Below are 22100 nucleotides of genomic sequence, written 5' to 3' on the forward strand. Positions count from 1 at the left end.
CGCAGCCTGATTTGTGAGAATTGAAAGCCACAGATTCCCGACTTCGTAAAAGTTGTCGGGGATTTTGTTTTTCGTCAGCAGTTAACAAATCTTCAGATGGGTAGATGTATTTTTGTCCACCTATTTACTAGCGATCGGATAAAATTGATTCGGATTAAATTTACATTTATTTAAAAGACAATATGTTTGCCAGAATTCGCCAAATTTTGAGTCAATTTTTTAGTAAATCAAGGACAATCAACAATGAACCACTTAATAAAGTAAGTTTAATTGTCATTATTATAATTGATATTTTTATCTTAATTAATGTTTTTACCGGACTTGATGATATTAGCAGATGGCATATCAGTCCAACTAAGGCTTATCCATGTTATTCAGAGTGGCAAAATTACCGGGCAAAAACTACTGAAGATAAAGACTATGAAATTGCTAGACTTTCATTGTCATCTTACACGAACAGTCAATTTAGTTTTCGGGTAAACTATCAACAAGCCGAAACAGGACATCTGGGTAAGGTTTCTCAAACGTGTTTGCAATATGCCGATTACAAAGATAAGATTAAAATTTCTGAAAAGCAGAAAATTATCAAAACTATTGATGAGAAACAAGCAAAAATTAGTAGGCTTGAACAAGCCAATAGCACTATTAAATCTCAGTATGACTCAACCCTATTAGAAAAAATTGCTGGACAGAACCGCGAACAATCAATTAATCAAGTCAGTGCAGAAAAAGCTAAACAGGCATTAGAAGAAAATAATCGTCAAATTTCTACTCTTAAACAAGAAACTTCTACTCTTAAAAATGAACTACTTTCCCAACCGGAAAGCATTAGTTTTATAAATTTTCTTAAAGATGACAATCGATTTCAAAAAGTTGATAAAGGCTATCAGCAAGCATCATTTTGGTATCCAAGTATTCAGCTTGGTTTTCAGTCCCTCTTTCTTCTACCACTGATTTTCATTGCTTTATCAGTTCATAAATTTGCTCAAAGAAGAGGATATGGACTCGTTTCGCTAATTAGCTGGCATTTGCTAGTTATCTTTTTTATCCCATTAATCGTTAAAATATTTGAATTTCTGCAAGTAGGTGCAATATTTAGATTTTTATTTGATATAGTCAGTGCCATTTTTGGCGGTTTACTTTTCCTGATAAATTATGTTTATATCTTGCTGATTCCAGTTATTGGTTTTGGAATCATCCAGTTTTTTCAAAAATTTGTCTTTAACGCTAAAGTCCAAGCAGCTAGCAGAGTTCAAAAATCACGATGTGTCAATTGTGCCAAGAAAATTCGACATCTTGATACTTACTGTCCACACTGCGGTTATTATCAGTACATTGAATGCCATAACTGTCATAATCTTACTTATAAGCATTTGTCGCACTGTAAACATTGTGGAACTTCTCAAGTTTCCAGTAATTTGTAATCAGTGAAGTCGTCGATCGGTTTTTTAATTTAGATATGGAAAAAGGGAAACAAATCAATAAAGAGAGTCAGTCGCCGTTTGATTTTCTGAAAAACCTGTTGATTGCTCGTTGGCGATCGCTCTTACTCCTTTTAATCGGGGTCTATTTACCTTTGCAGATTTTTGAAATCCTAACAGTGAAGATATGGGAAAATCAAGCAGGCTTTCCGTGGGATGTACCGATTCTGTTAGCAGTTCATTCTACAACAAATCCACAGTTAGATTTTTTAGCTGTCACCCTAGCTACAATTGGGTTGCCTTGGACAGCAATGCTGATTTTAGGTGCGATCGCACTCATTTTACTACTTCAAAAACGCTGGCGATCGCTAGCTTATTTACTCACCGCCTCAGCAGGAAGCATCATCATCAACCGCACAGCAAAACAATTAATGCATCGAGTGCGTCCACAATTGTGGCAGTCCATTGCACCTGAGTCTAGTTTTGCATTTCCCAGCGCTCATGCGATGACGAGTGTAACACTGGTAGCAATTTTACTATTCTTAACTTGGGCTAGCTCTTGGCGCTGGTTAGTTCTCATATTCGGCAGCTTATACATCATCGCGATTGCCTGGTGTCGTCTCTATCTGGGAGTTCATTTTCCCAGTGACATTCTGGCAGGTTGGATGGTTTCATTAGGTTGGACAATTGGTGTCAGTCTGATTATCAAACCGTATACAACTATAGCCAAATCTGTAGATGGCGAACGTTCTAAAGATGAAACTACTTTACTACTAGAAGAAATAAAGTCGATAAATGATGAGTAATATCAGCCCTCACCCTAAATCCCTCTCCCAAGGAAGAGGGACTTTGAAACTGGCTCCCCTTCTCCCAAGGAAGAAGGGGTTGGGGGATGAGGGCAAATTTTGCATTTGTGCAAGATGATTAAATTAAGAACAGCCCTCAACATATTCGACTTCTGGCAATTTACCCGCTCTGAACTCAGTGACAAGCTTACCATCAGTCTCGAAGACTAGACGATAGTTGCGATCGCCACGGTCTTTCGGGATGAAAGTTAGGTAATGTCCGTTTTGGACGTATTTATGAGGTGTGACTTGAATTTGTCCTGGGTAAAGGGACTTGATTTGCGCTTCTGTGTCGCCAATTTTTGCACCTTTGAGGGTAGTAATCTGATTATTTTGCCTCACATCTACTCTCGAAATCCGACCTTTTGTCACCATGAACGAAAGATTTTTGGGTTCATTTTGTGGCTTAACATAATAGCAATTATTATTTGGTGAATCGCCGACTAGCTTAGTACCAGCAGCCTTTGCCGCTTGAGGGACAGTCATACCAACTTGTACTGTACCGATGCCGTTGATAAAAAGTTTTGACTGATTCGTTAGTTTCGCTTTTGCTACAACTGTGCTGACAGTCAGAGAAGAAACTGCCAGTGTTACGGTGACAAAAGTTAAGAATTTAGTTTTGCTATTCATAATTGGGTATTTTCCTCAGTTACAGCAGCGGGGTGTGAGCCTTCCCGAGCCGCTCCTGTGCCAATTTGCAAAACAATTTTGCCGCGTGTGCGCCCACTTTCGGAAAGTTGGAATGCCTTTTTCACTTCTACGAGCGGCAAAACGGTTGCGACGTGCGCTTTTAATCTGCCTTCGTCAACCAATGCGCTGATGGCAGCTAATTGTTCCGTATTTGGCTTGCAATAGACCCGTGCGGACTTGACGCCAAATTCCTGCGCTTTTTCTTCGGACGGAAACTCCACTGACGTTACCAGAAAGCCACCTTTTTTCAAAGTTTGGAACGCTCTTTCAAACGTGTCACCGCCGACTGCATCGAAGACGACATCAACCTCTTTAACGACTTCTTCAAAGTTTTGCTTCGTGTAATCAACGAATTCATCCGCGCCTAAATCTCTGATGAACTCTTCATTGCGTCCCGAAGCCGTACCGATGACGTATGCGCCTTTTGCTTTAGCGAGTTGAACAGCCAGCGAACCGACTCCGCCTGACGCGCCGGTTATCAAAATTCTTTGCCCGCTGCTGAGATGTCCTAAATCAAAAATCGCCTGCCATGCGGTCAATGCACCGAGTGGAACCGCCGCCGCGTTCTCGAAATCGAGACTTTGGGGTTTAGACGCAATATCCCCCATTTTGGCAATCGCGTATTCGGCGAAACCTCCAGAGCGGATGATGCCGTAAACCGCATCGCCTTCTTTGAAACCTCTGACATCATCGCCAATTCTTTCGATTGTTCCGGCAATCTCGCTGCCGAGTATGATGGGTAATTTCAGACCGAGCCTTTCGCCCGCACCGTTGCGGATTTTCCAGTCAACCGGATTAACCCCTGCAACGTGAACTTTCACCAAAACTTCGTCCGCCTTCGGTTCTGGGCGTTCGACATCAGCATAATTTAGAACGTCATCATTGCCGTATTCTTTGATTACTATTGCTTTCATTTTCTTCGCCCCTGTTTAATTCAAAAGATATGGCAGAATTGGCTCATCACTCATAAAAGTCTGCGGCGCTTACCGACATATGGAAACCCCATACTTACCTTTTAGCTCTTCTATGGTAACTTTTCACTCTCGCTCTCAAGCAACAACTTGAAAAGCAATGGGAATGGGAGGGGTAATATTTCCTTACGACCTTGAGCAATCACTTGAGCAATGTAAGACCAAGGATCTACTTTTATCAAGTGACAAATTTCAATCACGTGCCATCTCGCTCTAAAAAATGCTTCCTTCCAAACGAGTTTATTTATTATTGGTTTTGGGTATTGCGATCGCCCCGATCCTATCCTTATTTCTGATTGTTAGAGCAACCATCGCTATCACTGTGCTATTTAATGCAATCATTCTCGGACTGATGGTTGTAGATGGTTTGCGGGTGCGGCGTTCTCGCGTGCAAATTACCCGCGAATTACCGTCACGATTCTCCATTGGGCGAGATAATCCCGTAGTGCTAAAGGTGACATCGCCAAATACCGACGCCCAAATTGAAATCCGCGACTATTACCCAACAGGATTTGGCGTGTCTGCACCTGCACTCAGCGCCATTGTTCCCAGTAACAGCACTGAGGAATTGACGTATACCGTCCACCCGACACAGCGGGGAGAGTTTCCTTGGGGAAATATTCAAGTCCGACAGTTGGGACTTTGGGGATTAGCTTGGGATGATTGGCAAATTCTCCAAAGTCTGCCAGTAAAAGTTTATCCTGATTTAGTGGGATTGCGATCGCTCACCATTCGTCTGACACTGCAATCATCGGGATCGATGCGCCAATCTCGCAAAACTGGTATTGGTACAGAATTTGCCGAATTGCGAAACTATCGCACGGGTGACGATTTGCGGTTTATTGATTGGAAAGCTACCGCCCGTCGGGTTGGGGCTTATGGTAATGCTATGCCACTGGTGAGGGTTTTGGAACCAGAACAGGAACAAACGTTACTGATTTTACTCGATCGCGGACGGCTGATGACGGCAAAAGTACAGAATTTGCAGCGATTTGACTGGGGATTGAATGCAACTTTATCCTTAGCTTTGGCAGGTTTACATCGAGGCGATCGCGTGGGTGTTGGTGTATTTGACCGCCAAATGCATACGTGGATTCCCCCAGAACGCGGTCAACATCATTTGAATCAGCTAATCGATCGCTTAACTCCAATTCAACCAGTGTTATTTGAATCTGATTATTTGGGGGCGGTGACAAATGTTTTGCAGCGACAAACTCGGAGGGCGCTTGTAGTAGTGATTACTGACTTAGTTGATGTTACTGCCTCTACAGAACTCCTAGCCGCACTTTCCAAGTTAGCACCCCGCTACCTTCCATTTTGCGTTACTTTGCGAGATCCACAAGTCGATCGTTTAGCACACACCTTTACAGATGATGTCGCAAGTGCCTATACCCGTACAGTAGCACTAGATTTATTAATGCAACGACAAGTGGCATTTGCCCAACTGAAACAAAAAGGAGTATTAGTACTAGATGCACCAGCAAATCAAATTGCCGATCAATTAGTTGAGCGATATCTGCAACTCAAAGCGCGAAATCAACTTTAGTAATTGTCACTTTAACTTGTGTATTTTATTCAATTATTTAGCGGAGACATAAACTTTGCTTAAAATTATCCAGGTAGAGACTGATGAACATAAATCTCATATTCAGGAAGTGTTTTGGGAATATTTTCATGAGACTAATTTGATATTCAGAAAGGAAGCACAGGCACTTTATCATGTATTTGGCTTTCAGGATATCGAGCCGTATTTGGAAAAAACAGAGATTCCTCTAGAACATCGAGCAAACTGGGTTTTTATGGAATTAATTTTAAAATGATCCATATCCGTTGTGAAACTCTGTCAGACTACACAGCAATAGCTGAGGTGAATACATTAGCCTTTGGGCAAGAAAACGAAGCTCAACTTGTGGAGAAAATTCGCTATTCTGACCGTTATATTTACGAACTTTCTCTAGTTGCAGAGGTTGAAAATGTTGTAGTCGGTCATATTTTATTCAGCTATATTGACCTAGTAGCTGAAGAAACACTTCAGGTACTTGGTTTAGCACCTTTGGCAGTTCATCCACAGTTTAAAAGACAAGGAATCGGCAGTGCACTAATAAAAGCAGGGTTAGAAATTGCAGAGGTAAAGAAAGAAGCCATAGTAATTGTACTAGGTCATCCCCACTTCTATACTCGCTTTAGTTTTCAGCCTTCTGTTGTTTATGAAATCGAGTCTCCCTTTCCAGTACCAAAGGAATTTTTCATGGTGAAAGCACTGCAAAACTATCAAAAAAAGTATAAAGGGAAGGTTCTTTATCCAGCTACTTTTGATGAAGTATAGTATTATTCCCATATAAATATTCAAAATTAAAAACATTAGACCTCTTGTACAAATGTAAAATTCGCCCTCAACCCATTCTCAGAGGTTGTTTGAAAAGTGGTTGGCTGTGATTTTAGGCACTAACTGATCCCCCCTAGCCCCCCTTAAAAAGGGGGGAACCGGAATCAAAGTCCCCCAATTTATCGGGGGATTTAGGGGGATCTACAACGTTTTGTTACTGAGAAGAAAACTTTTCAAACATCCTCTCATAATTTTGGGAGAAGGGGAGCTAATTTCAAAGTCCTTCTCCCAAGCTTGGGAGAGGGATTTAGGGTGAGGGCTGATATTAGTTAAGAGCGTTTAAAATTACTGGTGCTGAAACTACACCCTTTGCCTCTAACGCAGCTGCAACCCGTAAAATTAAGGCTTCATTATATGGTGCTGCGATTAATTGCACACCTAAAGGTAATGCATTGGGGCGCTGAATTGGTATTGATAAAACGGGTAAACCAATAAAAGATAATGGTTGAGTAAACAACCCTAAATGAGGACGGACAAGAATTTCTTCACCATCCAAAATCATGGTTTGTTGACCAATTAGTGGTGCAGAAATTGGTGTAGTTGGGGCAAGAATTACATCGACATTTTGAAACACTTCCCGAACGCGATCGCGATACCATCTTCTAAACCGTTGTGCTTGGAGATACCAGCTACTAGGAATTAACGCCCCAGCCAAAAAGCGATCGCGTGTAGCGAAATCAAAATCTTCAAGACGCGATACCTTCGGTGGGCTTTGCCTACGCAACTTATCCAAATGCAGATTTGCACCCTCGCTAGCTGTAATTACAAAGGCTGCTGCACGGGCGCGATCTGCTTCTGGTATGATTACGTATTCAGTAACTTCTATTGCATCAGCTACTTTTTGTACTGCTGCTAAAGCTTCTAGTTCTGCACCTTTGGTGAAATAATCAGCTGCAATGGCAATTCTGATACCAGAAATATCTTGTTTGAGTTGTGGTAAACATAATTCAGGCGGACGCTTTGTACAAATGGGATCGCGATCGTCTTCTCCCTGAAGTACATCAAACACCGTAGCGATATCCTGCACCGAACGCGCAAAAGGGCCAATGTGGTCAAAACTGCTAGAAAATAAAGCTACTCCAGCACGAGATAATCTTCCATAAGTTGGCTTGAAACCAAAAACGCCACACAACGCCGCCGGAACGCGAATTGAACCATTAGTATCAGAACCCAACGTCAGCGGTACTAACCCAGCCGCAACCGCCGCCGCCGAACCACCCGATGAACCACCAGCAACTCGCTGTAAATCATGGGGGTTGTGAGTAGCACCGTAATGGGAGTTTTCCGTCACAAACCCATAAGCGTACTCATCCATATTTAAAGCACCAACTAGCACAGCACCCGCTTGCTTCAGCTTCGCTACTGCGGTTGCATCTTGAGTAGCTTCTGGGTTTTCTGCATTGATTTTCGATCCCGCTAGAGTCGTAAAACCAGCGATATCGAAAAGATTTTTCACTGCAAAAGGAACACCAGCAAGGGTTCCAGGATTATTACCTTGAGCAATTTCCCGATCGATCAGTGCTGCATCTGTTAAAGCTGTCTCAGCAGTTATAGTGGTAAAACAGTTGAATAGATGATTGTGCGTTGCTATTCGTGCTAACGCAGCTTTAGTAACTTCCACTGCGCTAACTTTACCTTCGCGTACAGCAGTTGATATTGTTATGGCATCGGCTGAATTAAAATTCATGCTGAAATATTAAGAGATAGCGCCTTGAGCTTTTTGAGTAATAGCAGTCAGCAATAATTTTTGCTTTACTACAACATCAACATAGCTATTCTTGAAGCAATTATGGTTCAAAAACTGGTGCAACTTCAATTTCCTCTGGTAAAGGGAAAGAATTTACAAGATTAGCGATCGCCCTAATTCTCTCAAAATTTGCCACCACACCATCTCGATACTCATCTTTTAACTGCAAATCCAATAAAAACCCCATTTGATCGACATATTCACCTACATCAAACCCTTCTCTTCTCATCTCTCTTCCTTTGCACCCTTTGCGGTAGCCTGCGGCAAGCCGAAGCGTCTACGTTATCTTAAACTTATAACTTCTTGCGACAACTGAAATGCAATTCATTTTATACAGTAAACCCGGCTGTTATTTATGTAAAGGTTTGCAAGAAAAGCTAATAGGACTTACGCAAAAACCCTTTCAAACTCTCATTTCTCCGTGACCTCTGCGTCCTCTGTGGTTCGTTTTCCGTTACCTGTGCATAAGTCCTAGCTAAGAACAAATCCAAAATCTCTGTTTCGAGTTGAAAGTTAGGGATATTACGACTCGTGAAGATTGGTTGGGTACGTCTGAGTATGAGATGGCAGTAATTTATTTAGCGAACCACAGAGGCGCAAAGGACGCAAAGGGGAGTGAGAAATTACATTAATTTTTTGGTTTTCCATAGTAGATTCCTTTGCCGTTGGTGCCAATAAAGACTAGCCCGAATTGCTGTCTGCTAGCTTCCATCACGTTAGGGTCATTGCCGATGGGATATTGAGGATTAGAGATATTTGTCCATGTTTGCCCTCTATCCAAAGAACGGAAAATTCCTCCTCCCATACCAATAATTTTGCCATACAAATATAGTGCTGGAATTGTACTTCCTGTTTGTGGCTTGCCAAAGGCAAATAAATAAGCTTTCTCCACACCAGCTATTTTGGCAAACTTCGCACCACCGTTTGTTGAACGATAAAGCCCATTTGAATTGAGACTTATCCAAACTTCGTTACTCACCCCCGGAACTGTTTTGAGTATAGACGAATCTTCGCTAGGAAGTGATGAGTTGACAACACTAAAGTATGCAGCTCCATCCTGACTGCGGTAGACTTTGCCACCGCTATAGTAGTAAAAAATATTGCCATTTACTTTGTCTGATGCCAATGGTTGACCCCAGTACCACGGTCCCTTGGGTCCGTTGGGTAAACCTGATACTCCACTCCAAGAAGCTCCACCGTTAGTTGTACGTATAGGTTGTTTCTCGCTGGCGATCGCTACAAACAAATTTGGATTACTTGCAGACATAGCTACCCGTAGTGGCATAGTGTTCTGCGGAAAAGAGGAAAAGTTTTTCCAGGTATGTCCACCATCTGTGGAAGTTGCTCCTGTAAAGGTATTGAACCCTCGATGTCCGCCAACACGTACCATGCGTAAGGGATCTTTTTCACTGTAGGCAATGCTGTATGTTTCTTGAAACCAAGGGCCGTTACTACCACCCAATTGAGTAGATGGGTAAGTATCTAATTTCTGGCCATGGTTAAAGCCTTCTACATCAGCCACACCGCTTAACAATAGTGAGCCTTTTGGAGGTGAGATGAGTTCAAAAACAACTGTTTCCTCATGTCCTTTTTCATAGTTAGACCAGATAGGCTTGTTAGCATTGATATTGTCTGTCTGCCAAGTTCCGAACCAGTCTGTTAACCAAACTTTGCCAGCAATATTTGGGTCAAATTCAATCGCTGAGGCCGCAGAAGCAAAATACCAGTTTGGCCACCAAGGTACTTGAGGATTCAATGAATGGCTTTTCTGTTGCCATGTAGTTCCACCATCGGTAGATTGAAAAACTCTAGAGTAATTAGTACTTTCCTGGTATTGGTCATAAGTAACTAAAACGTGATTAGAGTTATTGGGATCTATAGAAACCCCATTAAATGAAATAGTTTTGATGTTACTTGGCGTAATATTGCTCCAAGCCCCATTTGCATATTTGCTAACTCCTGAAGTGTGCGTTACATACAGTACTCCATTGCTATTAAGCACCATTCGATTTGCTTTTGATGGGCTTCCGGCTATTCTGCTCCAGGTAACACCTGTATCGGTAGACTTATATATCCCGTCTCCATAGGCATTTGCATAAACCAAGCCAGCATTCTTTTTGCTAAACAAAATTCCTGTAATACCAATGTATGCATTGGGTTTTCCAGAAAAAGAGCTTACTTTCTTCCATGTTTGACCAGCATTCACCGACTTCCATAGCCCATCCAAACGCGAACCAAAGAAGATGATATTAGAATTAAATGGATTAACTCCCAGCCTTTCCCCCGTCCATCGCTTAGTTTCGTTGCCACCCATTGGCAAATCTATGTTCAGTTTGCTCCAGGTTTGACCTTTATTGGTCGATTTGAAGATTGTTCCTAAGCTAGCCTTAGTATATTTGCCTGTTGCGATATAGATAACATTTGGATTGTTAGGGTCAAGTGCTAATCCTTCTCCGCCGTAGTAGTTACTTTTATCAGGCCCAAACTGATCTGTTAATGGAATCCATCTCTTCTCTAGCGAATTCCAACGATAGAAGCCACCTATATCGGTTCTAATGTAGGCTAAATTCCGCTCTAAAGGATGCAGATAAATATTGGTAACATAGCCTCCTCCCCCTATAGAGACTTGATTCCATTGATACTCAGATGTTGTTGCGCTGCGACTAGGTTCAACAGTTGTAAGTGCTACGGTCGTAGCTAGAGTGAGCATAGAAAAGTGGATTATTTTCCTTAAAGGAATATGAAACAAGCGAATGCTCATATAGTCTCATCGGTAAAGGAATGAAGACAGAGATAATACTTAGTAAAAAAGACTAAGCAGTATAAAATTAAGTAAAAATGCGTATGCATTATTACTTGAGTTGGAAGATGAGGTAATGCTTGTCAATAGATAATAGTTGATATAAATGTTTTGGCAAATTAAAAATACTTTGTCAAGATTTTTACTGATTTTTTGTATAATTTGTTATAACTACCTGCTCCTTTATATGAATAAATACAAGTATTTTTCCGGTTACTTTGAACAAAAAATATTACCACAAAATCTAATTTTTTTACTGAAATTTTCAGAATAAGTTTCCTTGCTTGTTGCAGCACCGAAATTGATAGGACTTATATCATGTTCGGTAAAAGACTTATCATTAAGAGCGCAGGGAGCAGGGAGCAGGGAGCAGGGAGCAGGGAGCAGGGGGAAAGAGGGTTTTAAGATTTTTGCATAGATGCCCGGAATAATAACTAATCAAGCGGACATGATATTACACAATAACTCTCTGAAACCTTATTCCTTTGCGTCCTTTGCAGTTCGTTTTTTCATGATTTTGCGTAAGTCCAGTTGACTTGGGATGACAATAAAGCTAGACAACTTGCATAAATACTTTACTTTGGCGCGATATCTGATTCTTTGCGTTATCTTAGGGAAACGCCTAACGGCAAACTGCATCTCTGCGTGAAGACAAAAATCATCTCACTTACTGCGCAAAATCAACCACTCCCACCAGTGTTTTAAATTAGCGATGACCTGCCTTCTGTTGACAAAGACGCTACGCCAACAGTACTGGACTTCCCATCAGTGCTGCTATCACCGGATTTGGCTGCGTTAGAAAATTTCACATTTCTCCAGCAATTTAATTAAGTATTTTTTGAAAGATGAAAAATCCCCCTAAAGTCAGAGATATATTCTGTGCTGAGGTAGAGGATTTTTTGATTCCACTTCAGTATCTTATTAGATAAACAAATTTTCCTGCTATTTACCCATTACGCCCCTTTAGCTGAGAGATAAGCGATTATTAAAATAATATTGGCAGCAGATAAATAATCTATAAGAATAATAAGAAATATGGATAAGAAAAACAAAATTGATAGTACTAAAAACAATTTAAATCGAGATACAAAAATGGCTGAAACTAATATAAACTCCTTATCTAACGAACCTAAACAGTCAACTAAAATAATTAATATAGATGGTCAGCGTCCAGTCGATCCAAGTAACTTTCAGATTAAGGAAACAATTAATATAGATGGTGAGCGACCAATTGCAAAAGATGAAAATAATAGCGATCAAACAATTGATATAGACGGTCAACGTCCGATCGCTAAGAGTAATTTTCAAGAACATGAGATGCTAACTGTAGACGGTGAGCGTCCAATTGACCCTAGTGATTTAGAGGTTGAGAAAATTCTTGATATAGATGGTCAACGTCCGATCGCCAAGAGTAAACTTCAAATTAAAGATACTCTAGAGATAGATGGTAGCCGCCCAATAGCTTAAAATAACACTGTTGATTCGCAAATACCAACAGATTAAACCTATTGCATAAGTCGAATAGACTCCCCTTAATCCCCCCGATATATTGGGGGGATTAAGGGGGGGAATTTGACTTGTGTGTACACCGTAGCCCCTTACCAAGGGGAGAGGAGCGTTTGCTTTACTCAAATGCGGGGTGTGGTTCTTTATTTTTGATTTATGCAAGAGGTCTATTTATTGTTTATTTATGCTTGCTGTTGTGATTTTGGATCTGACTATAACAATAAATGCAAGCAAAGTAAAAACTAACATCTGCCAAGTCACCAAATTCCAGCCACCAAAATGCCAGCATAATAGACCAATACTAGTACCTACAGCACCACCAATAAAATAGGTAGTCATGTAAACTGTGTTGATGCGACTATTCGATTGAGCATCAAGAGTGTATATTCTGGCAACATTGGTGACTTGAATTGCCTGTACACCTACATCTAGTAACAATACAGCAACAGCGATCGCCAGCGCTGAACTAGAAGCAATTTTAGCAATTACTAAACTTGCAATCACAAGGGATACAGAAATAGTTAAGGAACGTTGGGAATTACCTCGATCGGCTAATTTACCAAAAATTGGTGCCATTAATGCACCTGCGATCGCCACAAAGCCATACATCCCAATTGTATCAGATTGAAAGTTAAAAGGTGCTGCGCTTAAATGGAAAGTCAAGGTTGTCCAAAATGAGCAAAAGACACCAAACATTAATCCCCCAATTAAAGATGTTTCTCTCAATAAGGAAAAACGTTTTAATTGTTGAAGCGTTGATTTTAATAAATCAAAATAATTACCAGTGTATTCATTATTTACATTAGGCAAGTAAATCTTGAGCAAGACAGTAACAATTAAAATCATTACTCCTGAAAATCCATATACATAACGCCAACTCAAGCATTCAGCAATATATCCACTAAAAACTCTTGCTCCTAAAATTCCAATCAATATACCAGTAAAAATACTGCCTACAGTTTGACCTGTAGTTACTCTATCTATACTTGCTGCTAAGGGAAGAATAATCTGAGCGGAGACTGTTGTAATTCCAATTGCTACGCTCAATATCCAAACCTCGACGATATTTTGTGAAAACGTCATGAATATCAACAAACAGAATAAACATATAAGTAAAGAAAGAATTAATGTTTTTTTGTTGATTTTATCGCCCAAGGGGATTAAAAAGAAAAGCCCAAAACCGTAACCAACTTGCGAAAGCACAGATATGCTACCCGCTTCACTCTCACTAACTTCAAAAGAAGATGCAATATCTTTGAGAATTGGCTGATTATAATAAACGTTAGCAACACACACACCAGATGCGATCGCCATAATCAGTACCTGAATTTTAGTTAATCCGTTACCTGAGATTTGTTTTTTCATTCAACCTAAGTCACTATAATTTAGTTGCTTGAGGACTTTTCCCTTGAGCTTCATCTATGTATTATCAGTTATTAGTTTTCCTGGTGCTAAACCGCCAAGTTAGGATTATTGCAGCGATCGCTAAACCAATAGCCAATCCCCACCAAAAACCAATAGCTCCAAACCCCAACGAGATCCCAAAAATATAACCAGTGAATAAACCAACACACCAATAAGCAAAAATTCCAATCAACATAGGGATTCGAGTGTCTTTTAGTCCGCGTAATGCTCCAGCGGCAGTAACTTGCACACCGTCAACTATTTGAAAAATTGCCGCGACTGCTAGCAATTTCACCGCCAGGGCAACCACATCTGCATTGTTCTGATTGTTGATGTCAATATAAAGAGAAATAATCGACTTTGGTACTAGCCAAAATGCAAGGGCTACTACACCCATAGATAAAGCTGCAATGGCAATGCCTACATATCCAGCTAGACGAGTGCCAACTAGGTCATTCTGTCCGGCTAACTGTCCAACACGAACTGTTGTCGCTAGAGAAATGCCTAGTGCCATCTGGAAGGACATTGAAATTGTTTGTAAAGCAATTTGATGAGCAGCGAGGGTATTTGTTCCCAATCGTCCGATCGAGAAAGTGACAACAGCGAACAGTCCAGCTTCGACCGCAATCAGACCCCCGATGGGCAATCCAACCTGAAAAATCTCGCCAACGACCCGGCGATGTTCGAGAGGAAAAGCTTCATGAGACGAAGGTTGAAAAATACCGTAAACTGCAAAGCGAGGCTGATTACATATATAAACTGTCAAAGCAACAAACATACTCCAAAGTGAAAGCGTGCTTGCCCAACCGATACCAGCTAAACCCAGTGCCGGGAATCCCAGTTTGCCAAACATCAGCACATAGTTAGCTGTGATGTTGAACAGAGTACCCAAAACTACAGTCACGATCACTAATTGCGGTTGCAACAGAGCAGAAAGAAAGCTTTTAAGTACTGTAAAGCCCAAAGCAGGAATAAAACCCAGTGCGATCGCCCTTAAATAAATCTCTGCTAGTGCTACTGTGTTAGCATCCTGTCCTAGTAAAAGTAGTAAAGCACCTCCATTGTAGAGCAGCAATGTAATTGGTATTCCTAGCACCAGAGATATCCCTAGTCCAAGCCGGACAATTGTGCCAACTTTTTCTCTATTTCCGGCTCCGTATGCTTGGGCAGCTAACGGACTGACAGCAGAAACAATACCAGTAACAATCAACAGACAAAAACTAAAGATAACAGCTCCCAAACCTCCAGATGCAATGGTTTGACTTCCCAACCAGCCCATCATTACCGTATCCACAAAACCAGTTGCAGATTGAGCCAGTTGTGCCGCTGCCAAAGGTACGGCTAACATGAGACATTTTTTAACTTCAGAAAACATATACAGTTGATAAGCTAATGCGCCTATATATTGCCCTATTTTCTATATAGACCGTCATTAGTCATTAGACCTCTTGCATAAGTTGAATAGACCCCCCTTAATCCCCCCTTATAAAGCAGGGCTGTTTCATTCGATCTCTTAAGGATTTTGTCAAGAGTATGAGTCAGAAATTTGCTTGAGTGGGAAAAACAAAAACTACCACCTCAATCGGTAAATTTAAGTGCGATTACCATTTTCTTGCACAATCAGATTTTTTAGTCACCTGATTTTTTGCTTGAAACGCTTGTAAATCAGCGCCTTTTAGGGAATGAAACAGCCCTGCCCTTATAAAGGGGGGAAACTTAAAATCCATTGGTGTCAACTTAACGCTAAACCCGCTTGGTGAAAACATTTTGCCCTCACCCCCAGCCCCTCTCCCAAGAGAGAGGGGAGCTAGACATTCAATTCCCCTTCTCCCTTGGGAGAAGGGGTTAGGGGATGAGGGCGTGAGGGATTTACAAAACGCCTGTCTGATATAGTTTTCGGCTGAAGTTGACACGTATGAACTTAAAATCTTGCCCCTTCCCCAACACATCGGGGAGGGTTGGGGAGGGGTGATTCAAGTATTTTTGCAAGAGGTCTATTAGTCATTAGTCATTTGTGTTTCTAAAAACAAAGGACAAATGACAAAGGACAACCCTCTCCTGAAGGAGACGCTGCGCGAACACTAGTTAATGTGCAATTTTCTTTGCGTAACAGCTTACCAGCTTTGAGTGTCACAAATAATTTCAATGTTTTGGCAATCATCTTAAAGCTACGTTAAAGTGAGCAGTTGGAGTTAAGAATGGATTTATATGCGCTTACCAATTGCAATTAGTGCTATTTTAATGGCATCTTTAGGTTTTAGTGCACCTGTAATGTCTCAACCTCCTCCTATACAGGTAGCCAAAACACCCGCGCCTAGTAGTTTAGCCTTAGAACAATTTAAGATTAATTACCGATTATGGAGACGGCAAAAAATCTCTAACTATCGCTATGAATTCACTAGAAGTTGCAATTGTTTACCGAAAGCCACAGAACCAGTGATTATTAAAGTACGCAATCGAGTCACAAGTTCTATTACTTATAAAGCAACGAAACAGCCAGCTAGTGCAGAATTGTTTCAACAATATAATACAATTCCTAAACTCTTTAATATCATCAGGGATGCGCTCATTCGTCAAGCAGCAAACTTGACTGTACAATACGATCCAATACTTGGTTATCCAACTCAAATTAACATTGATTATAATAGCCAGATCGCTGATGATGAAATATTTTTTACAATTAGCAATCTGCAAAAAATTAATTAACTATGGCTAGGAGAGCATTATTTGCTACAGCAGTGCTTAATTGATTCAGCATATCTTACTTGCTCTAGCGATCGCACACACATGCAACTAATACTCACAGTGGATTGCATCAAACAACCCACTAGTACCGCAAAGCGGAAGTCAAAAGTCAAAAGTCAAAAGTCAAAAGAATTGTATTTCGGGCTTGTATAGATAGAATTTCCTAGCAAATTAAGGAGATGAGTCAATTGCAAATCCGCTCAGATGACTTGACAGATAAAAAGATTGCCGATCTTCTGCGGGAGCATATCGAAAATATGCATGAGATTTCACCACCTGGAAGCGTTCATGCTCTTAATTTGGAAGCATTGCGACGATCGCCTGATATTACTTTCTGGACAGCTTGGGAGCGATCGGAATTACTCGGATGCGGCGCACTAAAAGAACTAGATTCAAGAAGTGGTGAAATCAAATCAATGCGTACCGCCAAGACTCACCGACGTAAGGGTGTTGCCTCAAAGATTCTTGAACACATCATCAAAGAAGCCGAACGGCGTGCTTACCATCGCCTGTATTTGGAGACAGGGGCAATTCCAGAGTTCGCCCCAGCACGAGCCTTGTACGCACGGTATGGGTTCGGGTACCGAGGCCCTTTTGCTGACTACATTGATGACCCGAACAGCGTATTTATGACCTTAGCTCTATTGTAAAGGTTTAGGATGGCAAATACATTGTTGGGCTGAAGCATTTAAAGTCTTTCAATAACACCATCGCCACTGATCATTTTTGCGACTTCATCCATAATTTCTTTACTTCTATAGTCTGGCTTAGATGGATCTATTGGTTCTAACGGACGAAAGATAGCTAGCTGAGATTTTGGAGTCAGCATTTGTTGTAACTCGCTTTCACATATACCAATTTTTTCTTCAAACATCAGTTCACCACCATGTTCTAATTCATCATGAATCACATCAAGATGCCGTAAGCCTCTATAAGTAAAAGTTACGGTTTGATTTTTGGGATTAAGATATGTGTCGTTACTCTCATAACCAAGTTCTTCGGCTTTCTCAAAAGCCTCTTCTGGTGAAGAAGCACGGACAAGAACAATATTTACATGAACAACATTGCGTGGATTTCCCTGAACTTTACACTCGATCACCAATTCAGCGATATACCATTTTGCATCCTTTGGAATGTATGCCATTGCTTATAAAACTAAAAATTTTTACTAATAATGCTAAAGCAACTATACCAAGCGATATAACGTTGTACTTCATCTGAATGGGAACTGTTATAGAACTCATATCTGATTTTTGAACAAGATTTCAGATAAAACCCTGATAAAACCGGCTTTTCAGTCTCAGTATGTTTTCATAAATAAAATCGGAGTCCTATAGATGTACTTTTAATTACATTTGCGTTACTCAAGTTTGTGAATTCCGAACTATATAATTGCTCAACTTAAGTATTAAATAAAATGATTACCAATAGTTTAGGAAAAGCAAAGACGTGAACCGTTTCAAAAAGCTAACCTCAATTGTGTTCCTGCTATTAGCCTTCATTTATCCACCTACTTTGGTTGAAGCCAAAGATAATACTCTAAATAACGTTCTCAATGAACAGAGTATTGACGTACAGACAAAATTAGTAAAAGAGCAAAGTGAAGAGTTTTTGTTAGCTCACAGATGGACTCGACGACGTTATCATAGACGGCAACGGACTGGAAACTATTATTATCAACGCCAGTGGAATCGACGACATTATTATAGACGATACTATCGGTCTATACGTTATCATGGACAACGATATCGTCATGGAGAATGGGAACTTGTGCGCGATCGTCATGGACGATTAATGTATGATTGGCAACGTTAATAGTAAACTTTACACCCAATTTTTCTAGAGAATTTTTATGCGTAAATCCTAATCTAGGCAGATTCGCTGTACTCCTAGTACGCCACCGCGTAAATAGAACAACCATTTAAAATCCCTAAAGAGCTTATTCCATAATACTTTTGACTTTTGATATCAATAGGACTTACGCACAGGTCACGGAAAACGAACCACAGAGGCCGCAGAGGTCACGGAGAAAGGAGAGTTTGAGAGGGTTTTTGCGTAAGTCCTAATCAAGTCCGGTTAATCACTTATAATTACCGGATCTGTGCAAAAATCGGAAAAGTCTCTTTCCCCTGCTCCCTGCTCCCTGCTCCCTGCAAGAAGTGCGGTCTAAATGATAAGTCTTTGACCGGACATGATATGACTTCCGCCTTGCGGTACTACTGCATATATCTATCTTTAGGCATAGAAAATTTTCATTCTAATTTCATTTTTTTATGAAAGGCTATAAATAGGGTGAACGGTAAGACATTTCAGACATTTATATACCTTCATTGATGACAAGTGATTGTTAAAAATATGTTAGCCAGGGGTAAAATTCTCTGGTTGAGGCTTTGGCGTCAGATGCTTCAACCCAGGCGGTTAGCTTTCGTGGAAGCTTGCCTGATTGGTCTAGTTTCTGGGTTAGCGGCAGTTCTATTAGGACAGACAGTGGATTGGGCAGGTGCATGGCGAGTTCATCTTTCTTACCATTGGCCTGCCTACTTGGTGCTACCAGGTATTGGACTAGGAGGGGGACTTTTAGCCGGTTGGCTAGTAGAGCGCTTCGCACCACAAGCATCAGGTAGTGGGATGTCTGAAGTCAAAGCGGTATTGGCTCGTGTGCCGATGCCATTAAATCTGCGGATTGCTTTGGTCAAGTTGATCAGCGCTACATTAGTGTTGGGTTCTGGAATGCCTTTAGGACGAGAAGGGCCGACTGTCCAAATTGGGGCAGCCTTGGCAAATCAACTTAGTAACTGGGCACCGACTTCACCAGAGCATCGTCGCCAACTTATCGCTGCCGGAGCTGGGGCTGGGTTAGCTGCGGCTTTTAATGCACCGATCGCAGGTGTGCTTTTTGTCGTGGAAGAATTACTCCAAGATGTATCAGGCATCACTCTTGGTACTGCAATTTTGGCTTCTTTCATCGCTTCAGTCATTTCCCGGCTCTATGGTAGTCACAGCCTGGATCTGAATCATCTAAATTTAGGTCTTCCCGATACAACTTTCTTCGTTCAGGAAATCCCTTTCTATTTGATTTTAGGACTGCTGGCGGGACTTCTAGGCATTCTATTTAATAAAGGTATTCTTGAGAGTCTAGCAATTAACCGCCGCCTGCTACACCTGAGTTTACCCTGGCGAATTGGAATCGCTGGGTTAGTCAGTGGTGCGGCGATCGCTTTTTTACCTGCTACCTTTCGCGATCATGCTGGGCTGAGAGAAATTTTGCTTGTAGGTGGTGCTAATTGGTCATTTGCAGCGATCGCTTTTTTAGTTCAGTTTACCCTAATTATTTTTACCTACGGCTCTGGAGCGCCAGGGGGTTTACTAGTTCCCACTTTGGCCTTGGGAGCTGCCCTTGGTTACTTAGTGGGTGCTGTCGAACACAGTTTACTGGGAATGAGTGCTGCAACAGTCTATGCTCATGTTGGCATGGCTGCCTTTTTTAGCGCCGTCTCTAAGGTACCAATTACAGCAGTCGTCATTGTGTTTGAGATGACAACAGATTTCAATCTGGTGCTACCGCTAATGATTGCGTCTGTGGTTGCCTATTTAGTAGCGGAAAAAATCGATCGGCGATCGCTCTACGACCTTTTACTAGAGTGGAAAGGGATTCACATCACCAAAGAGCCAGGTACAGAGGGAATTCTGGCACAATTGAGTGCCGTAGATGTGATGCAACGGCGTGTGGAAACTCTCTCTAGTCAAATGAGTACTGATGAAGCAGTACAGGCATTTTCCGACTCTCACCATCGCAACTTTCCAGTTTTAGAAAATGGTAAAGTTGTTGGTATTGTGACTCAGAAAGATTTAGTTAATATTGCTTCGCAACAGTCAGGCAAAGATACAACTGTTAGCGAGATTATGACACCAGAGCCAGTGACAGTAACTCCCACAGCGACACTGGCTCATGTACTGCATATACTCAATCGTTATCACCTCAGCTGCTTACCCGTTACAGAAGGTCGCAAACTCATAGGAATTATTACTCGTAGTGATATTATCCGTGTAGAAGCAGAGCGACTCAGTGGTAATAGCGAACAAATAGAACCCAAATCAGCACCTTCTTATGTGGTTTACCAAACTCGCGCTCCGGCTACAGGCAAAGGAAGGTTGTTAGTACCACTTTCACATCCTCAAACAGCCGAGACTTTATTAGAAATGGCAGTTGCGATCGCCAAAGATCGCAATTACGAAATAGAATGTCTACAAGTGATTATCGTTGCGTCTGGCCGCATCCCATCGGAAACACCAGTGCAAATCAGCAAAAGTCTTCAACTTTTGCAACGGGCAATACTGTTAGGAGAGGAGTGGCGGATTCCCGTTCATACCGAGATCCGAGTTGCCCATAATGTTGCTGGGGCAATTTTAGAGACTGTCAAAGCACGACACATTGACTTGGTGCTGATGGGATGGAAAGGCACTACATCAACTCCTGGTAGAGTTTTTAGCCGAGTGGTGGATACGATAATTCGACAGGTTCCTTGTGATGTTATCTTGGCTAAATTGGATGATAAAAGATCCTTTGACCGTTGGTTGTTGCCAATGGCAGGCGGCCCTAACTCCAGCCAAGCAATTAAGTTATTACCTGCTCTGGCTTCTTTAAGTACATCACCCCAAATCAAGCTATGTCAGGTTTTCCAGCCGAATAACTCGATTCCTGACACAACATTACTAGATAAATCTGTTCACTTTCTGCAACGCCGAGTTAATGGTAAAGTGATTGCTACTCCTGTTTGTGCCAATTCTGTTTCTGAAGCTATTCTTAATTGTGCCAAACAAGACAATAGTGATGTGATTGTTCTGGGAGCTAGCCGTGAAAGTTTACTGCAACAAGCGATTCAAGGAAATATTGCCGAGAATATTTCTCGCAAGAGTAATTGTACAGTGATTATGGTCAAAACTTAATGTCGAATTACCCCCCTTAATCCCCCCGTTTATTGTGGGTAAACAAGAATCTAGAGCACCAATTCAGTAATCCTCGAAGAACCTTTCCCCCTACCCCTCTCCTACAAGGAGAGGGCAGGGTGGTTTCATACGAAAAAAGAAAAATACATAAGTCTTGATTTCTCGTGAAAGTGGCATGGCTTTTTCCCTCACTTCCATTCCTCTCCCCCACGGGGGGAGAGGCTTTGAAACCCAGTTTTAATTTTTCTTTGCTTGTATGAAACCACCCTGCTCTCCTACAAGGAGAGGGGAGTTTAGCTTCTCCAACGCTAGTAGGGAAGGGGGCTGGGGGGTTAGGTTTTTGATTACTGAATCGATGCTCTAGTTCCCTCCCCAATACATACGGGGAGGGTTAGGGTGGGGTAAAACCCTGGTTAATCAGCTATTTCAGACTTGTATATACAGCGTACCCTTGATAAAGGGAGCGTTTGCTTTACTCAAAAATAACAAATGAGTACGCCGAAATAACAAATGAGTACGCCGAAATAACAAATGAGTACGCCAAAATAACAAATGAGTACGCCGAAATAACAAATGAGTACGCCAAAATAACAAATGAGTACGCCGAAATAACAAATGAGTACGCCAAAATAACAAAT

Annotated in this window: 18 protein-coding genes; 10 read left to right on the top strand and 8 right to left on the bottom strand. The window is 41.3% G+C overall.

Annotated features, from left to right (window positions below):
• The first annotated feature begins 182 nt into the window (after positions 1-182).
• Both V7K41_RS06130 and V7K41_RS06135 read left to right on the top strand, forming a co-directional pair.
• Positions 183-1424 (top strand): hypothetical protein, encoded by a 1242-nt coding sequence (locus V7K41_RS06130; protein ID WP_334846447.1) that lies wholly within the window; start codon positions 183-185, stop codon positions 1422-1424.
• A gap of 35 nt (positions 1425-1459) precedes the next feature.
• Complete coding sequence (locus V7K41_RS06135) at positions 1460-2227, top strand: phosphatase PAP2 family protein (RefSeq protein ID WP_334846449.1); 768 nt, start codon at positions 1460-1462, stop codon at positions 2225-2227.
• 123 nt (positions 2228-2350) lie between these two features.
• Here the strand turns inward: V7K41_RS06135 and V7K41_RS06140 are convergent, their stop codons facing one another.
• On the bottom strand, positions 2351-2896 hold the full coding sequence (locus V7K41_RS06140) for a hypothetical protein (RefSeq protein WP_334846450.1): 546 nt from the start codon (positions 2894-2896) through the stop codon (positions 2351-2353).
• The gene (locus V7K41_RS06145) at positions 2893-3870 is read right to left on the bottom strand and encodes an NADP-dependent oxidoreductase (protein ID WP_334846452.1); all 978 of its coding nucleotides are present in this window, start codon (positions 3868-3870) and stop codon (positions 2893-2895) included. Before V7K41_RS06145 ends, V7K41_RS06140 begins: the two co-directional genes overlap by 4 nt.
• Before the next feature lie 277 nt (positions 3871-4147).
• Between V7K41_RS06145 and V7K41_RS06150 the strand changes: the two genes are divergently transcribed.
• From V7K41_RS06150 to V7K41_RS06160, 3 genes are read left to right on the top strand one after another with little or no spacing between them, the layout of a single operon-like run.
• Positions 4148-5473 (top strand): DUF58 domain-containing protein, encoded by a 1326-nt coding sequence (locus V7K41_RS06150; RefSeq protein WP_334846453.1) that lies wholly within the window; start codon positions 4148-4150, stop codon positions 5471-5473.
• Between the two features lie 55 nt (positions 5474-5528).
• Positions 5529-5747: a hypothetical protein gene (locus V7K41_RS06155; RefSeq protein WP_334846455.1), complete on the top strand. Its 219-nt coding sequence runs from the start codon at positions 5529-5531 to the stop codon at positions 5745-5747.
• Positions 5744-6253, top strand: coding sequence for a GNAT family N-acetyltransferase (locus tag V7K41_RS06160; RefSeq protein ID WP_334846457.1), 510 nt, complete (start codon positions 5744-5746; stop codon positions 6251-6253). Before V7K41_RS06155 ends, V7K41_RS06160 begins: the two co-directional genes overlap by 4 nt.
• A gap of 325 nt (positions 6254-6578) precedes the next feature.
• Here the strand turns inward: V7K41_RS06160 and V7K41_RS06165 are convergent, their stop codons facing one another.
• The 3 genes from V7K41_RS06165 to V7K41_RS06175 all read right to left on the bottom strand — a co-directional run bounded on the left by V7K41_RS06165 (position 6579) and on the right by V7K41_RS06175 (position 10770).
• Positions 6579-8000 (bottom strand): AtzE family amidohydrolase, encoded by a 1422-nt coding sequence (locus V7K41_RS06165; protein WP_334846458.1) that lies wholly within the window; start codon positions 7998-8000, stop codon positions 6579-6581.
• A gap of 100 nt (positions 8001-8100) precedes the next feature.
• Positions 8101-8289, bottom strand: a complete 189-nt coding sequence (locus V7K41_RS06170) for a DUF4089 domain-containing protein (RefSeq protein ID WP_334846460.1) — start codon at positions 8287-8289, stop codon at positions 8101-8103.
• A 399-nt stretch (positions 8290-8688) separates the two neighbouring features.
• Positions 8689-10770: a hypothetical protein gene (locus tag V7K41_RS06175; RefSeq protein WP_334846462.1), complete on the bottom strand. Its 2082-nt coding sequence runs from the start codon at positions 10768-10770 to the stop codon at positions 8689-8691.
• 1182 nt (positions 10771-11952) lie between these two features.
• Between V7K41_RS06175 and V7K41_RS06180 the strand changes: the two genes are divergently transcribed.
• Positions 11953-12327 carry a hypothetical protein gene (locus V7K41_RS06180; RefSeq protein ID WP_334846464.1) on the top strand — a complete coding sequence of 125 codons (375 nt, stop codon included), beginning with the start codon at positions 11953-11955 and terminating at the stop codon, positions 12325-12327.
• A gap of 210 nt (positions 12328-12537) precedes the next feature.
• On the opposite strand, the gene V7K41_RS06185 is transcribed toward V7K41_RS06180, so the two are convergent.
• Together V7K41_RS06185 and V7K41_RS06190 are read right to left on the bottom strand one after the other, a co-directional pair.
• Positions 12538-13731: an MFS transporter gene (locus V7K41_RS06185; protein WP_334846466.1), complete on the bottom strand. Its 1194-nt coding sequence runs from the start codon at positions 13729-13731 to the stop codon at positions 12538-12540.
• 64 nt (positions 13732-13795) lie between these two features.
• On the bottom strand, positions 13796-15118 hold the full coding sequence (locus V7K41_RS06190) for an MATE family efflux transporter (RefSeq protein ID WP_334846468.1): 1323 nt from the start codon (positions 15116-15118) through the stop codon (positions 13796-13798).
• Between the two features lie 860 nt (positions 15119-15978).
• Between V7K41_RS06190 and V7K41_RS06195 the strand changes: the two genes are divergently transcribed.
• Positions 15979-16476 carry a DUF6174 domain-containing protein gene (locus V7K41_RS06195; RefSeq protein WP_334846470.1) on the top strand — a complete coding sequence of 166 codons (498 nt, stop codon included), beginning with the start codon at positions 15979-15981 and terminating at the stop codon, positions 16474-16476.
• Positions 16477-16694: 218 nt separating this feature from the next.
• Positions 16695-17165 (top strand): GNAT family N-acetyltransferase, encoded by a 471-nt coding sequence (locus tag V7K41_RS06200; protein WP_334846471.1) that lies wholly within the window; start codon positions 16695-16697, stop codon positions 17163-17165.
• Between the two features lie 38 nt (positions 17166-17203).
• Here V7K41_RS06200 and V7K41_RS06205 read toward each other — a convergent pair whose 3' ends face one another.
• A complete protein-coding gene (locus V7K41_RS06205) occupies positions 17204-17659 on the bottom strand; it encodes a DUF4288 domain-containing protein (protein ID WP_334846473.1) in 456 nt (151 codons plus the stop codon).
• A 305-nt stretch (positions 17660-17964) separates the two neighbouring features.
• Here V7K41_RS06205 and V7K41_RS06210 point away from each other — a divergent pair, with 305 nt between their 5' ends.
• Both V7K41_RS06210 and V7K41_RS06215 read left to right on the top strand, forming a co-directional pair.
• Positions 17965-18330 carry a hypothetical protein gene (locus V7K41_RS06210; protein ID WP_334846475.1) on the top strand — a complete coding sequence of 122 codons (366 nt, stop codon included), beginning with the start codon at positions 17965-17967 and terminating at the stop codon, positions 18328-18330.
• Between the two features lie 540 nt (positions 18331-18870).
• Positions 18871-21462: a chloride channel protein gene (locus V7K41_RS06215; RefSeq protein ID WP_334846482.1), complete on the top strand. Its 2592-nt coding sequence runs from the start codon at positions 18871-18873 to the stop codon at positions 21460-21462.
• Positions 21463-22100 lie beyond the last annotated feature (638 nt).

This window comes from Nostoc sp., from assembly GCF_036917415.1.
Taxonomy (GTDB): domain Bacteria; phylum Cyanobacteriota; class Cyanobacteriia; order Cyanobacteriales; family Nostocaceae; genus Nostoc.

Bases quoted from the DNA above. Each gene is read 5' to 3' on its own strand.
- V7K41_RS06145 (WP_334846452.1), bottom strand. From the start codon at position 3,870: ATGAAAGCAATAGTAATCAAAGAATACGGCAATGATGACGTTCTAAAT.
- V7K41_RS06205 (WP_334846473.1), bottom strand. From the start codon at position 17,659: ATGGCATACATTCCAAAGGATGCAAAATGGTATATCGCTGAATTGGTG.
- V7K41_RS06215 (WP_334846482.1), top strand. From the start codon at position 18,871: ATGTTAGCCAGGGGTAAAATTCTCTGGTTGAGGCTTTGGCGTCAGATG.
- V7K41_RS06195 (WP_334846470.1), top strand. From the start codon at position 15,979: ATGCGCTTACCAATTGCAATTAGTGCTATTTTAATGGCATCTTTAGGT.
- V7K41_RS06200 (WP_334846471.1), top strand. From the start codon at position 16,695: ATGAGTCAATTGCAAATCCGCTCAGATGACTTGACAGATAAAAAGATT.
- V7K41_RS06140 (WP_334846450.1), bottom strand. From the start codon at position 2,896: ATGAATAGCAAAACTAAATTCTTAACTTTTGTCACCGTAACACTGGCA.
- V7K41_RS06175 (WP_334846462.1), bottom strand. From the start codon at position 10,770: ATGCTCACTCTAGCTACGACCGTAGCACTTACAACTGTTGAACCTAGT.
- V7K41_RS06130 (WP_334846447.1), top strand. From the start codon at position 183: ATGTTTGCCAGAATTCGCCAAATTTTGAGTCAATTTTTTAGTAAATCA.
- V7K41_RS06180 (WP_334846464.1), top strand. From the start codon at position 11,953: ATGGCTGAAACTAATATAAACTCCTTATCTAACGAACCTAAACAGTCA.
- V7K41_RS06165 (WP_334846458.1), bottom strand. From the start codon at position 8,000: ATGAATTTTAATTCAGCCGATGCCATAACAATATCAACTGCTGTACGC.
- V7K41_RS06135 (WP_334846449.1), top strand. From the start codon at position 1,460: ATGGAAAAAGGGAAACAAATCAATAAAGAGAGTCAGTCGCCGTTTGAT.
- V7K41_RS06185 (WP_334846466.1), bottom strand. From the start codon at position 13,731: ATGAAAAAACAAATCTCAGGTAACGGATTAACTAAAATTCAGGTACTG.
- V7K41_RS06160 (WP_334846457.1), top strand. From the start codon at position 5,744: ATGATCCATATCCGTTGTGAAACTCTGTCAGACTACACAGCAATAGCT.
- V7K41_RS06190 (WP_334846468.1), bottom strand. From the start codon at position 15,118: ATGTTAGCCGTACCTTTGGCAGCGGCACAACTGGCTCAATCTGCAACT.
- V7K41_RS06170 (WP_334846460.1), bottom strand. From the start codon at position 8,289: ATGAGAAGAGAAGGGTTTGATGTAGGTGAATATGTCGATCAAATGGGG.
- V7K41_RS06150 (WP_334846453.1), top strand. From the start codon at position 4,148: ATGCTTCCTTCCAAACGAGTTTATTTATTATTGGTTTTGGGTATTGCG.